Origin of the sequence: Lentisphaera profundi, assembly GCF_028728065.1 — a bacterium.
Taxonomy (GTDB): Bacteria; Verrucomicrobiota; Lentisphaeria; order Lentisphaerales; family Lentisphaeraceae; genus Lentisphaera; species Lentisphaera profundi.
Genome location: NZ_CP117811.1, coordinates 851,275 through 865,094 on the forward strand (window position 1 = coordinate 851,275; position 13,820 = coordinate 865,094).

Annotated in this window: 13 protein-coding genes; 9 read left to right on the top strand and 4 right to left on the bottom strand. The window is 40.1% G+C overall.

Annotated elements, in window-relative coordinates:
* Positions 1-29: 29 nt before the first annotated feature.
* The 4 genes from PQO03_RS03570 to PQO03_RS03585 are packed head-to-tail and all read left to right on the top strand — an operon-like array spanning position 30 to position 4,339.
* Entirely contained in the window at positions 30-647 is a 618-nt protein-coding gene (locus tag PQO03_RS03570) for a hypothetical protein (protein WP_274151171.1), read from the top strand.
* Between the two features lie 29 nt (positions 648-676).
* Positions 677-1,948 (top strand): hypothetical protein, encoded by a 1,272-nt coding sequence (locus PQO03_RS03575; RefSeq protein WP_274151173.1) that lies wholly within the window; start codon positions 677-679, stop codon positions 1,946-1,948.
* 1 nt (position 1,949) lies between these two features.
* Entirely contained in the window at positions 1,950-3,929 is a 1,980-nt protein-coding gene (gene uvrB, locus PQO03_RS03580) for an excinuclease ABC subunit UvrB (RefSeq protein WP_274151175.1), read from the top strand.
* Positions 3,929-4,339: a DUF3293 domain-containing protein gene (locus PQO03_RS03585; protein WP_274151177.1), complete on the top strand. Its 411-nt coding sequence runs from the start codon at positions 3,929-3,931 to the stop codon at positions 4,337-4,339. Before uvrB ends, PQO03_RS03585 begins: the two co-directional genes overlap by 1 nt.
* A gap of 157 nt (positions 4,340-4,496) precedes the next feature.
* On the opposite strand, the gene PQO03_RS03590 is transcribed toward PQO03_RS03585, so the two are convergent.
* Positions 4,497-4,802: a hypothetical protein gene (locus PQO03_RS03590; protein ID WP_274151179.1), complete on the bottom strand. Its 306-nt coding sequence runs from the start codon at positions 4,800-4,802 to the stop codon at positions 4,497-4,499.
* Positions 4,803-6,074: 1,272 nt separating this feature from the next.
* On the bottom strand, positions 6,075-6,782 hold the full coding sequence (locus PQO03_RS03595; protein ID WP_274151181.1) for a type II secretion system protein: 708 nt from the start codon (positions 6,780-6,782) through the stop codon (positions 6,075-6,077).
* 479 nt (positions 6,783-7,261) lie between these two features.
* Here PQO03_RS03595 and PQO03_RS03600 point away from each other — a divergent pair, with 479 nt between their 5' ends.
* Positions 7,262-7,513 (top strand): Fic family protein, encoded by a 252-nt coding sequence (locus PQO03_RS03600; protein WP_274151183.1) that lies wholly within the window; start codon positions 7,262-7,264, stop codon positions 7,511-7,513.
* A gap of 242 nt (positions 7,514-7,755) precedes the next feature.
* Entirely contained in the window at positions 7,756-8,976 is a 1,221-nt protein-coding gene (locus PQO03_RS03605; RefSeq protein WP_274151185.1) for a caspase family protein, read from the top strand.
* A 285-nt stretch (positions 8,977-9,261) separates the two neighbouring features.
* Here PQO03_RS03605 and PQO03_RS03610 read toward each other — a convergent pair whose 3' ends face one another.
* Complete coding sequence (locus PQO03_RS03610; RefSeq protein WP_274148572.1) at positions 9,262-10,254, bottom strand: IS30 family transposase; 993 nt, start codon at positions 10,252-10,254, stop codon at positions 9,262-9,264.
* Positions 10,255-10,559: 305 nt separating this feature from the next.
* Between PQO03_RS03610 and PQO03_RS03615 the strand changes: the two genes are divergently transcribed.
* Together PQO03_RS03615 and PQO03_RS03620 are read left to right on the top strand one after the other, a co-directional pair.
* Positions 10,560-11,219, top strand: a complete 660-nt coding sequence (locus PQO03_RS03615) for a type II secretion system protein (RefSeq protein WP_274151187.1) — start codon at positions 10,560-10,562, stop codon at positions 11,217-11,219.
* Positions 11,220-11,519: 300 nt separating this feature from the next.
* Positions 11,520-11,729 carry a hypothetical protein gene (locus tag PQO03_RS03620; RefSeq protein WP_274151189.1) on the top strand — a complete coding sequence of 70 codons (210 nt, stop codon included), beginning with the start codon at positions 11,520-11,522 and terminating at the stop codon, positions 11,727-11,729.
* Between the two features lie 306 nt (positions 11,730-12,035).
* On the opposite strand, the gene PQO03_RS03625 is transcribed toward PQO03_RS03620, so the two are convergent.
* Entirely contained in the window at positions 12,036-12,533 is a 498-nt protein-coding gene (locus tag PQO03_RS03625) for a MarR family winged helix-turn-helix transcriptional regulator (RefSeq protein ID WP_274151191.1), read from the bottom strand.
* A gap of 151 nt (positions 12,534-12,684) precedes the next feature.
* Here PQO03_RS03625 and PQO03_RS03630 point away from each other — a divergent pair, with 151 nt between their 5' ends.
* A complete protein-coding gene (locus PQO03_RS03630) occupies positions 12,685-13,461 on the top strand; it encodes a type 1 glutamine amidotransferase domain-containing protein (protein WP_274151193.1) in 777 nt (258 codons plus the stop codon).
* Positions 13,462-13,820 lie beyond the last annotated feature (359 nt).

A 13,820-nucleotide genomic window follows, 5' to 3' on the forward strand; every position in this document is an offset into this window, starting at 1 on the left:
TCAGTTAAATGTCAATAGGAGACGAAACGATGGAAAAACAAGAAGAAAAATCAAATCCCTTATTAAAGATCTTTGGCTTCGGTTGCTTAGGGGTGATGATCCTAGCTGCCTTGGGAACTTGGTACGTGGTTAGTAATATTAAAAATATTGGAGCTGACCTCGTACAAAAGGGTGTCGAAACCTTAGTAGACCAAACGATGCTGCCTGAAGCAGAAAAAAAGGATTTAAAGCTAATTTTAGATGAAATCACCAGTGATTTTAAGAACGGTGAAATTAATGAAGACGAATTCAGTGCCATGCTAAAAAGTTTTAGTGACAGTGGTTTAATTCCAGCCATGGGGCTCATTAATGAGAAAATTTCAGATGCCAATCAACACTTTGATAAGATAATGGAAATTATTACGATCAAAACTGGTGATAATACAGAGTTTAAGAAGACGCTGAATAAAGAAGAGCTTTTAGCTGCAGTTAAAATAATGAAAGATGCCGCCGATATAAGTGAGGTCTCCAATGAAACTTACGAGATCGATATAGCCAAAGAAATTCGCGGCGTTTTAAAAAAGGCAAAAGAGAGCGTGAAACTAGAAGAGAACACCGTGTCAGAAGAGAACACCGTGTCAGAAGAAAGTTCTGTTAAAAGCAATTAAGCATATACCCTAAACAGAGGAGCTACATTATGCGTTTTATTTTAGTATTATTTATATTTTTAACTTCATGTCAATTTATTGAACCTCAAGCGGTATATGAAGAAGATCAACTCAATGCTGAACATCAAAGTTTCGTCGAAAGACGAGCCCGCTTAAAGCAAGAGTCGGAAGAACATACTCTAGAGGAGAAGGCGGTATTTTTCGAGAATAAGATAAAGAAAAATATGCCCTTAGGCCTCGCTATGATCCCTAAGTATTACGGAGAAAAAGTAGGAGATGAATTAAGAGTGGACTTAAATTGTCACCTCTTAGCCGCCATGGCTTTTAAGTATGATGTCACAAAGAATAAAGAAGATTTAGAATTTGTTGAAAAGCTATTTCATAGTTTTATCCAAGTAGATGAAGCCAATGGTATGGATGGCTACTTGCCTGTGAAAGTAAGGTATAATGAAGAACGGGCCGAAATCTTAAACAATGAATGTCATGAGAATGTCTATGTGCAATTATTTTTTGCCTATCAAATAGTTTATGATAAAGTTCCTAGCCTGCGTAAAGATGTTACTCAGCATTTGGAAATGATTTTTAGACACTTTATGAAAAATGATTTCACCCTCTATGATCAAAATAACGAAGAAGTCCCTTATAGTGATTTGAGTCCTAATGCATGGCAAGTCTATAATAATCGTCGTTTATCCTTAATTTCGATGCTAGATCTTGGGCGACGCTGTTTTGGGGGAGATTTAAGAGCTGAATTGGAGTTGGTTTATTTGAAAGTACTCAATCTCTCTTACCCTTACTTTATTCAAAGACAAGCTTACCGTAGTTTTGGTCTTGAATTCCCAACCCATTCGAGCTCTTGGCTCAATTATATAAAATTATATAATGGCTACAAAGCTTCGGAAGAAAAATACTACCTCAAAACATTTGAAAATCTCGAGAAATTTTACAAAGCTCAAATCAATCCTTTTGGCCAATTAATTGGTCTGGAAATGGGGCTTTATAAACAAGAAGATGTAGATCTAATCATTAAGAAGAACTTAGAAAGTTTCCCTTTAGATTTACGTCAATATCCAAGTCTAGGCTCCATTGATACTAAATCTTTCAGAGGCTCTTACGTGAAATTAAAATCTCGCGAGGAATCAACTACATTTGTCCCTGTTTATGCTCGACCATTTGAATCAATTGAATGGAAACATAATCAGTTGCGTTTAGATGGTAATTTCCATTCAAAAGGTGAGAAATGCTACACAGGAGTGGATTATCTGATTCTTTATTGGATGTGGAAAAGTTCACAAGATTAATATGGAAGTCCCTTATCAACTCAAGTCAGATTTTGCACCCGCAGGAGATCAGCCCGAAGCTATTAGAAAGTTGCTGGATGGCGTTGAGTCTGGTAAACAGTTTCAGACCCTCTTGGGTGTAACCGGATCAGGCAAAACCTTTACGGTAGCTAATTTAGTAGCTGAATTAGGTCGACCAGTACTGATCCTGGCTCAAAATAAAACTTTAGCGGCGCAACTCTTTAGTGAATTCAAACACTTTTTCCCTAAGAACCGTGTGGAATATTTTGTTTCTTATTTCGATTACTATCAACCAGAAGCCTATATTCCACAAACAGATACATACATCGCCAAAGATAGTGCGGTTAATGCTGAAATTGAAAAATTTCGTTTGTCGGCCACCTGTTCATTATTGGAAAGACGCGATGTTATAGTGATTGCATCAGTCTCTTGTATCTATGGTTTAGGTGATCCTGAAATGCTCTCGCGAATGAGTATTAAGCTCTCAATTGGGGATGAAATGGATCGTGACGAACTGATTCACCTGCTGATTGATAGTCGCTATGTACGCAATGATACAGCTCCAAGCCGAGGTGAGTTTTCAGTTAGTGGTGATGTGATTAATATTTTTCCTTCCTATAAAGATGACTATATACGTATAGAGTTTTTTGGAGATGAGATTGATGAGATCAGTTTACGTGATGAACTTAATCATCATGTGATAGAAGCCATGCCCCAAACATTAATTTTCCCAGCATCGCATTATGCCACCTCAAAAGATCGTTTGGAAAAAATGGTGCCACAAGTTTTGGAAGAGTTAGATGAACAAGTATCTAAGTTTGAAAATGAAGGCAAGTTAGTAGAGGCCCAAAGGATCTATCAAAGAACTAACTATGACATGGAGATGGCTGCCGAATTGGGCTATTGTCAGGGAATAGAAAATTATTCTCGCTATGTAACGGGACGGCCCATTGGTTCAAGACCTTTTACGCTGATAGATTTCTTTCCAGATGATTACCTTATGATCGTTGATGAAAGTCACGTGACGATTCCTCAGTTTAAAGCGATGTATAATGGGGATCGTAGTCGGAAAAGTAATTTGGTCGATCACGGCTTTCGCTTGCCCTCTGCTTTAGATAACCGACCCATGAAATTTGAAGAGTTCGAATCGAAGATGGGGCAGACAATCTTTGTTTCTGCAACCCCCGCAAGCTACGAAATCGATAAAAGTGACGAAGTGGTGGAACTCGTTGTACGTCCTACGGGCTTAATAGACCCCGAAGTAGAGATTCGACCTTTGAAAGGTCAAGTAGATGATCTCTTAGCTGAAATTAGAGATAGAAGTTCAAAAGATGAACGTGTGATAGTGACTTGCTTAACCAAAAAAACTTCAGAAGATTTAAGTGACTACTTACAGGATTTAGGAGTTAAATGTACTTATATCCACTCGGGGATTGATACCATCGAGAGGATAGAGATTTTACGGGAGTTACGCTCGGGAGAAATTGATGCGGTTATTGGGATTAATCTTTTGCGCGAAGGAATGGATCTGCCCGAAGTCTCTTTAGTCGCGGTTCTTGATGCAGATAAAGAAGGTTTTTTGCGCTCAACGACTGCCTTGTTGCAAATTGCAGGTAGGGCGGCTCGAAACGCTAATGGATCATGTATTCTTTATGCCGATAAAATGACTGGCAGCATGCGTAAGTTCTTGGATGAAACCGGAAAAAGACGAGAAAAACAAGTTAAGTATAATGAAGAACATGGGATCATACCCCAGACCATCATTCGCAAAGAGCAAGAAAGTCTTTTCTCAGGGGGAGGCATACCTGGCAAGCGCAAGAATAAAAAAGAAAAATTAGTGGAACTACGTGAAGAAGATATTAGTGAAGAACTCTTACGTGAACTTAAAACAGAAATGATTAAAGCCGCAGAAGCTTTGGAATTCGAAAGGGCCGCCGAATTGCGGGATAAAATTAAAGAACTCAAAGATAAACTCTATTAATGGATGATTTGATTGAAGCCTACAAGGCAACGGATTATCTCGTGCCCGAATTTGATCTTTGTATAAAAATTGATCAGCTTTCGCGTGATTTAAATGACTTGTGCGAAAGTCGCAAAATTTCATCCTGGGTATTTATTACGGCTTTTAATCCGCAATCTAAATTATTGGACTTAGAGGATAACCAAGAGCGCAACACGGCCTTGGAAAATGATATCAAAGACTATGACTTTTACCATGCCCTGGGGAAACCTCATGATCAAAAATGGCCAGTAGAAGAGAGCTTTTTTATTATCAATATAAATTTAGAGCAAGCTTTATTATTAGCCAAAAAATATCAGCAAAATGCCATTGTTTTTGGCCTGCAAAATTCTGAAGCGAAGCTTATTTTAAATAAAGATTTTAAGATCTGAATTAGCGATCGAATGATTTCTCTAAAACGATAACTTGATGCAGCTTTTTTTTAGCCTTGGCCTTTAAAAATAATGATTCCTTTACTGTAAATGTGGTATCGGAATCTATCACCAAAACACATATAGGGTCCCTCTAGTGGATCGTATAAAACTTTTTTTAATTTTTGTGTTCGGATAGTTTATTAATCGTTTTGCCGGATTTTTGTTTAGGTGAGGGGTCACGTAGGAGAACTTTTTCGACTTGACCTTGATAAGCCATTAAAAACCCTTTGCGATAAAATCGAAAAACAAGTTTCTTTTCATAAATGGCACTATCATTTTTTTGAAGCTTATTTACCGGGGTAAAATAGATTTGCTCATTTTTAGCTAAGCTAGCGATATAATCGTTAAAAAGTTTATCGTGTTGCTCTGAAGCAAAAATCCCGCATGAGAAAATAAATAATATCAGTAGCAATTTAGTCATAATACACAGAAGCCTTTTTGCCTAGTATATGTATCTAGCTCTACTACTGGAAGTGCTCTTATGGCAAAGGACTGATAATTAATGATTTCTTAATCATTTTGTAGACCGCAATCCCAAGGATTAATCTCAACTAAAACTTTGCGAAGCTAGTCCGCCTCTCAAGGTGGGCACACCTTGCAGGGAAGGGGACGGAGTCCCAATACTTCATCCGCCTGCTCAACTCCCGCTTCATTTTTCCCTGGGACCGCCAAGCACCAGCTTGGCATATTCTTCACCACAGCCCCGCAGACAAAACCCTGGGACCGCAGGCGTCTCGCCTGCTCACCTCCCGCGTCACTTTACCCTGGGACCGCCAAGCACCAGCTTGGCATTTTATTCTCCACCACAGCCCTGCAGACCGTTCACTTCGCTCACTGCAGAAAACCCTGGGACTGCAGGCGTCTCGCCTGCTCACCTCCCGCGTCACTTTACCCTGGGACCGCCGAGCACCAGCTTGGCATTTTATTCTCCACCACAGCCCTGCAGACAAAACTCTGGGACCGCAGGCGTCTCGCCTGCTCAAAGACCGTTTCTCCGTCACTCAAAGACCGGCAATAACTTACCTACAAGATCGGGCACAGCCCTGCAGACCGTTCACTTCGCTCACTGCAGAAAATCCTGGGACCGCCAAGCACCAGCTTGGCATTATCCTCTTCACCACAGCCCCGCAGAAAATCCTGGGACCGCAGGCGTCTCGCCTGCTTATAGAGCGTGGCTCCGCCACTCAAAGACCGGCAATAACTTACCTACAAGATCGGGCAAAGCCCTAAAGATCGTTCACTGCAGAAAATCCTGGGACCGCAGGCGTCTCGCCTGCATACAGACTACTCAAAGACTGTTTTCTTCTTAATTCTTTAAGCGCAGCGAACGATCTTTCAGGCGTCAGCCGCTCTTTCCTCTTTAAGCGCAGCGATCTTACTTCTTTCAGGCGGAGCCGTTCATTAAGTTCGCTTGCGAACGTTCTTACTTCTTTCAGGCGAAGCCGTTCTGCAGGGCCTTGCCCGATCTGCAGTGAGCACCGCGAACGATCTTTAAGCGCAGCGATCTTACTTCTTTCAGGCGTCAGCCGCTCTTTCCTCTTTCAGCGCAGCGTTCTTACTTCATTAAGTTCGCTTGCGAACGTTCTTACTTCTTTCAGGCGGAGCCGTTCTGCAGGGCTTTGCCCGATCTGCAGTGAGCACCGCGAACGATCTTTGCGCGCAGCGAACTTTGTGTGACTCATGCTGATCTATTTTATGGGGTCGGATCTGGAAATTCATTTGTGAAATTAACTTTGTCTGATTCGAATCTCCAGCCCTCATTCTCGATTAATCGATGTTCATTAACATGTCCATCTAGAAAAAGAAAAGCCCAAGAGTGTACCCCGGCTTTATGCAGTGTTTTAACCCATTGACTAGTGGAGTCCTTTGCATATACCGCGGCATCCTTATCACTGAAGACCGACATATTTACTGGGTCGTTAATATCCTGGATTTTCGGAGCACCCACACCATAGTTGCCATCCAGATCATGGTGTAAATTGACAAAAGCGGATGCACTGTAATAAGATCCCTTGTCCATATATACATTCGATACTCCCTCGGCGGTAGGACAATTGGCGACTTTCACCTCAATACCATCCTCATTATAGCCTAAGTAATTGTTGAGCGGCTTTTGTGTCACTTCCAGGTTTTGTGTGCTTCCCTTTGTGCCCTTTCTTCCCAACCAGGCGTAATTCTGACTTTTATTACTGACTAGTAGCGAACCATCAACAAAAGGAAATTTACTATCATTGTCTCCGGCATACATAATCACCGACGTACCAATCTGCTTGAGGTTATTTTTACATACAAGCAGGCGGCTATTTTTTCGAGCTTGTCCTAAAGTAGGCAAGAGCAGGCTGGCCAAGATAGCAATGATGCTCACAACTACTAATAATTCAATAAGCGTAAAACGTTTCATAAAAAATCCCAATTATGTTTACAGGCTCGATCAAATAAATACATTTACCTAATCATAGGAATATTACCTTAGGGTAATATATTTAATGCTTGTAGTACTAGCAAATTTTCGTCCTCTTTTATTATCAATTTAGATTATAATCATCTCTTATTAAGTAGTACGTAGCTAAGTTATCGAATTTTGACAGACACATGACATATAGATGAAAAAAGTTTTTTTGAGCTAGTCTGAGGCGTATTAAAAATACGATCTCCGCTCGATACGAGCGTCAACTCCGGCCTCCGGCCGTCAACACACCCGAAGCCGATCTTTCTTCTTTCAGTGCGCTTGCGAACGATCTTTAAGCGCAGCGATCTTTCAGGCGGAGCCGTTCTGCAGGGCCTTGCCCGATCTGCAGTGAGCAGGGCGAACGCTCTCCGCTCGATACGAGCCTCCCCTCAGTTCGTCTCCAATATAAAGGACAAGTCACAGGACAAGTCATGATCTTGCTAAAGGTCTGTAAGGGCGAGATGTCACGTCAAGAACTCATGAAAAAATTAAAACTTAAAGGCAGAGATAATTTCAATAGATTATACCTCAAACCTGCATTAAAAAATCAATATCTCGAAAGAACCATAGCAGACAAGCCTAATAGTCGTCTACAAAAATATCGTCTTACTCATTTAGGTAAATCTCTTATTTCTTATAATCATTTGCGACGTTCTTGCTCCAAGAGAGGTGAACTCGTCTGAGACGCGCTAAAAATAGAGGCAGTAGCTGGGAGCACCGCATTCCATGCGGACTCTATTGTTGGACTGTTCCCATCTTACTTCTTTCAGGCGAAGCCGTTCTTTAAGTTCGCTTGCGAACGCTCTCAGCTCGGCACGAGCGTAAACTCAGCGCGAAGCGCGTCCACTCAGGCAAAGCCGTTTTTTAATTATAAATTGTCAATTATGAATTGTTGGTACCGTATAGAGTAAAAAAAAGGTATAAAATGACATTTGTAAAATTTTGCTTATTAGTGCTTACGGCATTTGTAGTTAGTGCAAGTGATTTAAGAGTGCTGAGTATTGGGGTAGAGCCGGACTTATTATCTCAGGGGAAGTTAGATATTTACGCACAAGATGCAGTTTTTGTGGCAAAGGCTTTTGAAAAAAATGCTGGGCTTAATCATTCTGTTGAGGTCAATACTTTGGCGGGTGCGAATGCGACGAGGGCAAATGTATTCAAATACATTTCTGATATAGCCAAAGAGCTAAAAGCTGATGATACGACAATAATATTTTTTTCGACTCATGGACATATGAATAAAGAAGGTGAGTTTTATTTTTCGATGGCGCCAGAAAAACCAAGTGCTAATACTTGGGGTAAAATGACAGGAAAAGATTTTAATACGGCTTTAAAAGCACTAAAAGGCAGGGTGCTTGTGTTGTTAGATACTTGTGAAGCCGAGGGTATTATTAAAGCAAGGATAGCAGATAATGTGTCCTATATAGTGGCTTCAAAAATCAATGAAAGTTCTTATGGTCAAGAAAGTAATACGGCTATTCCTCATGGCTACTTTGTCATTTCTCTATGTGAGGCTCTAAGTGGCTTAGCAGATGCTAATAAGGATAAGAAGCTAAGCTTGAGTGAATGCTATGATTATATTGCAAAAAGAACTTGTGCTTTGGAAGTTTCTCAAACTACCTGTGCTCATTTACGTCCCTCTCATGAAAAGTTAATTCTATCAAAAATCAGACGCAATTCAAGACCGACTTATATCCTAGATAAAATTAAGTCACGCAATCCTTTTGGCTGTAAGGATCTTATAGATCCGCAACATGGATCAGTCAAAAATTTTTTAAGAGGTCTCAACTTCACTGACAATGCAAAAGATGAAAACGCTAAAGAATGGAATAAACAGAAGCTGCCAAAAAGCGTCTCAATTACGGGCGAGTGGGAGAGCCGTTGGAAATCCGATGATGGTGATTGGTTCCTAGGCAATGCATCAATTAAAATTCTTGGAACGCGTAAATTTATACTTTTTAAAGGTACGGAATCCAATTATATATTTGAATTAAAGGCGCTGGGTAAAAATAAAATAGGCGGGGGCTATATGAATCTTAATGATCAATCGGATTGCGGACCATGGCTAGGTATTATTATATCCGATGAGAGGATTGATGGTTTTTGGCCAAGGGGACGTTGGGATTTTAGACGCAAGACTAAATAATTAGCTTGATGCTCGTGTCGAGCCGAGTTAAACTCGTCTGAGTCACCTTAAAATATTATCTTTACGAGCTGTGGTTTAAGCTCTTTGCTCTTTCAGGCGGAGCCGTTCTCAGAGCGCCGCATTCTACAGGGTTGTCCTGTCTGGGGTTGTCCTGTCTGAGACACTTTAATAATAACTCGCTAAATCTTTTACCAAAGATTATAAAGAATTGGAGAATGATCACCTCAGTGATTATCAGCCTTTTTGCCAAAAGCTAAGGTGTGTAAATTTTGATATAACCTGAATTCAAGTAGTAAGTGCAACACCTACTGATTTTCTTAAGTTAATTCCAGTTAAATTTTCAAAAACTTCATATGGCGTCTTAAATTTCAGACATTTTCGAGGTCTACTATTAAGTTTATCAACCGCAATAATGACTTCATTTTCACTGATACCATCAAGCGCCATAGACTTAGGAAAGTATTGCCGTAACAATCCATTAGCATTCTCGTTTTGGCCTCGTTCCCATGAGTGATATGGTTTAGCAAAATAACTATTACATTCCAATTCCTTGGAGATAGTCTCATGCTGAGTAAATTCTTTTCCATTATCAAATGTAAGAGTATGAACCAAATCTTTGATCGGTGTTAGCAAAGAGATTATTGCATCTTTCACAAGCGTGGCTTTCTTATGAGACACAGGCAATGCTAGACGCAGTTTTGATTTTCGATCATCCATAGTTACAATGGCTCCTTTATGAGCTTTTCCTATAATAGTATCCATCTCCCAGTCGCCTACACGCTCTCGCTTATTAGCTGCCTCAGGTCGTTCGTCTATATCCACACGATTGGGAATCCCATTACGACTATGCTGGTTGCCATAACGTTTGCGATAAGTTTTATTCTGATGACGTAGAAGCTTATATAGCTCACCTCCTGATTCTTTATCTCTAAGAATATATTGATAAACTGTTTCATGATGAAGTAAGATGGATTGGTCATCTTTTAGTCGACCTACAATTTGTTCGGGGCTCCAATCCTTGAGTAAATGCTCATCTATATAGTCCTTAACTTCTTCAGTTAGTTTAATAGCCTTTGGTTTCACTTTGTGTCTTTCTTGAGCAAAGTCATTGGCTTGCTTGTTTCGATAACCACGGAGACCTTTATTACGTTTAAGTTCTCGTGAAAGTGTGCTTGTACTACGATTTAAGTTTTTTGCTATTTTAGTGATCGATGTGCCTGCCTTTAATTCAATTTCAAGGTAGTGTCTTTCTTCAAGACTCAGATGTTCATATGTCATTTCTGACTCCTCTGTTTTAGGTTTGGTCGCTTATAGCAGAGTACATCTGAGTCTTGTTATTCTCAATAGATGTTTATGCTATAAGCAATTAACAGAAGTGTTGCACTTATTATACGAATGCAGGTAAAAAGACTTTATTCAAATTTAGTATTATTATACAGAAGATAATAATGATTATACGGTATCACCCTAAGGAATAAAGTGTTTCCTATTAGTGTAAACAACAAACTATATATTTCTTTAAGCTAAAAAACTCAGTCAACTGAATTTTCTAGTTTTAATCATCCACATCTAAGGAGATCATCATGGATACAAAGCACCAATTCAAGTTTACCCTCATTGAATTATTAGTTGTAATTGCCATTATTGGCATTCTCGCAAGTCTACTTTTACCCGTCTTGGGCAAAGCAAGAAAAACGGCTATACGGTCAGTCTGCCTTAACAATCAAAAACAGTTAGGAATCAGCTTTATGTTGTATCTTGATGATAATAAGAGCAGATATCCAAGCGCGAGCGATGGTAACCGGTCTTGGGATGACCAGATTTCAGATTCTCTCACCACGGCAGAAAAAAACCAAAACCCGCTGGGTGCAGGCATTGACGTCGGTAATGGTGCTGTTCTTATATGTCCTTCTGATAAAATATCTCGCGGCAACTATCAAACACGAAGCTACTCTTTAAATGCCGGAGACGGCACCGGCGGTTGGATAGGCGGTGTTGGAAACACTGCCGGCGTTTCTCTCTATGCAAGCGACATCAATTCAGCCTCCGATCTAGTACTACTGACAGAACGAGCCAACACAAATAATAGACGAGGAAGGTCAAATTATTCCCATATGGGAAGTGCTTTATACCACTTAGGTGACGCCGTACATGGGCGCGACTTTTTCTACAACACTCTCTTTTGCGACGGTCATGTCGAATTCATTCACCGAGGGGAAATTTTACTTAAGCAAGAAAATTAACTTAAACGGGTGAGCCTGTCTGAGAAGCGTTAAAAATACTGGAAGAACGCTTCGCTAACAGAATGGCACAAAGTACCTGTAGAAAAAGCTGGGAGCACCGGGCACCGAGCACCAGCTTGGCTAAAAACTCACCACAGATCTAGCAGATAGAACAGATAAATAAACTCAGGCATCAGCCCTTAACTCAGGCGTCAGCCGTAAAACCGAGGGCTACTCACATTCGTAATATTGTTAGATGATGTAAAAATTAATCATTCTACTAAATTAATATGTGTAAATAAACTGAGGAGGACTAAAGGGATGGATGCATGGTTTCAGAAATCGGATTTTGAAGGGGATGATTTTAGTATTGAGGGTGAAGCCGATGCATTGGCTAAATGGGAGTCCATTGATGTAGCAGAAGCGGATGCTTTGATGCTCAAGCTAGAAGAGCAGGGCGATGACTTCTGTCCCTGGGGGATATCCTTTTATAATGCCGAAGCTATGCAAATTCACATTTGGCGAGAATAGCAAGAAAATGATAGCTACGGAATAAGAATCTCGAAAAATGCCAAAGAAAATACTATTGACGAGGTACCGGTCGCAATGATCCCCGTCATGATCAAAACCTTCTTCAGCAAGTGGTCAACGCTATTGCCGTGAAATAAAGTTCGGCACGGAGTTCCTGAGTTGACGCGCTTCGCACGGAGTTATTAATAATAATAAGCTCAATCAAAGCAGGTGAGGAAGTCGGCCACTAATAGAAATCACCTGTCTGAGAGGCGCAAAAAATAATGAGGCAGAGAAAGTACTAGGCACATTTTTGACCTTTTTTGTTTATTCCAAGGCTGATAATAAAACTTTTAGGGCAGAATCTATTTCTTTAAGTTGAGAGTCAGAGAGCTTAGCTAAAATTTGACGCTCATTCTCGACATGAGATGCTACCGCTTGGTTGATGAGCTCCAGACCAAGAGTCGTTAGTTTTACGAACTTACTACGTGCATCCTTGATGTTTTCGCGTCGTTCAATAAGCCCTTTGGCCTCTAAACGTTTAATTCGATGAGTCATTGTCCCTGAACTAATCATCAAAGAAGAAAATAAAGTGGTCGGGACAAGTGAATAAGGCTTTCCAGAGCGTCGAAGAGTCGCTAAAACATCAAATTCCCATTTTGCTAAATCAAAGTCAGAAAAGGCTTCTTCCAGCCTAGGCAGTACTAAGTGAGTACAGCGTTTCAGGCGACCAATGGTTTCCATTCCAGAGAGCTCAAGTTCCGGTCGCTCTTGCTTCCATTGCTTTATAATCAAATCGACTTTATCTAATTTTTTCTTATCCATCTCCATAGAATCACTCCTAAATTAAATTTGTTATTTTTAATAATTTACCTTGATATCAAGATAAATCAAGATATAATTATTTATCTTGACGTCGAGATAGTTTGAATATCTGCTAGAATATATCTAGTGGCAACTAAAAAAAGGAGTCTGTATGAAAAGCATATTTAAATCAATAATGGTCGTGCAATTATTCTTAGCCTTGGGATTAAGTTATGCAGGAAATGCGAAAGTATTAATTGTTTTAACCAGTCATTCTGACCTTGGAAATACCGGAAAGAAAACAGGCGTTTGGTTGCCTGAGCTGACACATCCTTATTATATACTTAAAGAGTCGGGCTACACCGTTGATATTGCGAGTATTAAAGGTGGCATGGCACCTATTGATATAAAGTCATTTGATGAAGTCGACAGAGAGCAAAAACGCTTCTTAAAAGATGCTGTGCTCATGGCTAAAGTAATACGTACAATCCCTTTGGAAAAGGTAGATCCCAAGGACTATAAGGTCGTTCTATTTAGCGGAGGATCTGGTCCGATGTGGGACTTCCCAAATAATAAAGATGTTAAACGAGTAAGCTCTGCTATTTATGAACAGGGAGGCGTTGTTTCAGCTCTATGTCATGGCAATGCAGCATTAGTTAATATAAAGTTGTCTAATAATAAATACCTGGTGGCAGGTAAGCGGGTGGCTGCTTTTACGAATAAAGAAGAAAATATGCTTGGCACCAGCAAGGTGGTTCCTTTCCTTTTAGAGGATAAGTTAATTGAGCGTGGAGCGCTGCATATTGCTGGAAAAGCCTGGCAGGAAAATGTTATTGTGGATGGTCGTTTAATTACAGGTCAAAACCCAGCATCTGCAAAAAGAGTTGGAAAATATATCATTGAATACTTAAAAGGCGAGAATCGCAAGAAAATGATAGCTACGGAATAAGAATCTCGAAAAATGCCAAAGAAAATAATATTGACGACGTACCGGTCGCAATGATCCCCGTCATGATCAAAACCTTCTTCAGCAAGTGGTCAACGCTATTGCCGTGATTTATGAAATTAAGCGAAAAAGAATGTCGTGACCCCGTTTTTTAATTTATAGAACACTTTGTTCACAAATCGTTCGCAGTCGAAACTTTCCTAGCAGAGGGCAATAATAGTCTGACCATGAAGCTTAAGCAGGGCAAAGAACTGCAAATAGCGGGGCGCTATAATAAAAGGGGGCGCGACTTAAATATACGTTTCTCCTTTAATCGTACTTTTAGTCGGATATTCTTTGACTGAAACGAACTTAACCTGTTT

Coding starts and splice junctions, on each gene's coding strand:
- PQO03_RS03570 (WP_274151171.1), top strand. CDS start 30: ATGGAAAAACAAGAAGAAAAATCAAATCCCTTATTAAAGATCTTTGGC.
- PQO03_RS03575 (WP_274151173.1), top strand. CDS start 677: ATGCGTTTTATTTTAGTATTATTTATATTTTTAACTTCATGTCAATTT.
- uvrB (WP_274151175.1), top strand. CDS start 1,950: ATGGAAGTCCCTTATCAACTCAAGTCAGATTTTGCACCCGCAGGAGAT.
- PQO03_RS03585 (WP_274151177.1), top strand. CDS start 3,929: ATGGATGATTTGATTGAAGCCTACAAGGCAACGGATTATCTCGTGCCC.
- PQO03_RS03590 (WP_274151179.1), bottom strand. CDS start 4,802: ATGACTAAATTGCTACTGATATTATTTATTTTCTCATGCGGGATTTTT.
- PQO03_RS03595 (WP_274151181.1), bottom strand. CDS start 6,782: ATGAAACGTTTTACGCTTATTGAATTATTAGTAGTTGTGAGCATCATT.
- PQO03_RS03600 (WP_274151183.1), top strand. CDS start 7,262: ATGATCTTGCTAAAGGTCTGTAAGGGCGAGATGTCACGTCAAGAACTC.
- PQO03_RS03605 (WP_274151185.1), top strand. CDS start 7,756: ATGACATTTGTAAAATTTTGCTTATTAGTGCTTACGGCATTTGTAGTT.
- PQO03_RS03610 (WP_274148572.1), bottom strand. CDS start 10,254: ATGACATATGAACATCTGAGTCTTGAAGAAAGACACTACCTTGAAATT.
- PQO03_RS03615 (WP_274151187.1), top strand. CDS start 10,560: ATGGATACAAAGCACCAATTCAAGTTTACCCTCATTGAATTATTAGTT.
- PQO03_RS03620 (WP_274151189.1), top strand. CDS start 11,520: ATGGATGCATGGTTTCAGAAATCGGATTTTGAAGGGGATGATTTTAGT.
- PQO03_RS03625 (WP_274151191.1), bottom strand. CDS start 12,533: ATGGATAAGAAAAAATTAGATAAAGTCGATTTGATTATAAAGCAATGG.
- PQO03_RS03630 (WP_274151193.1), top strand. CDS start 12,685: ATGAAAAGCATATTTAAATCAATAATGGTCGTGCAATTATTCTTAGCC.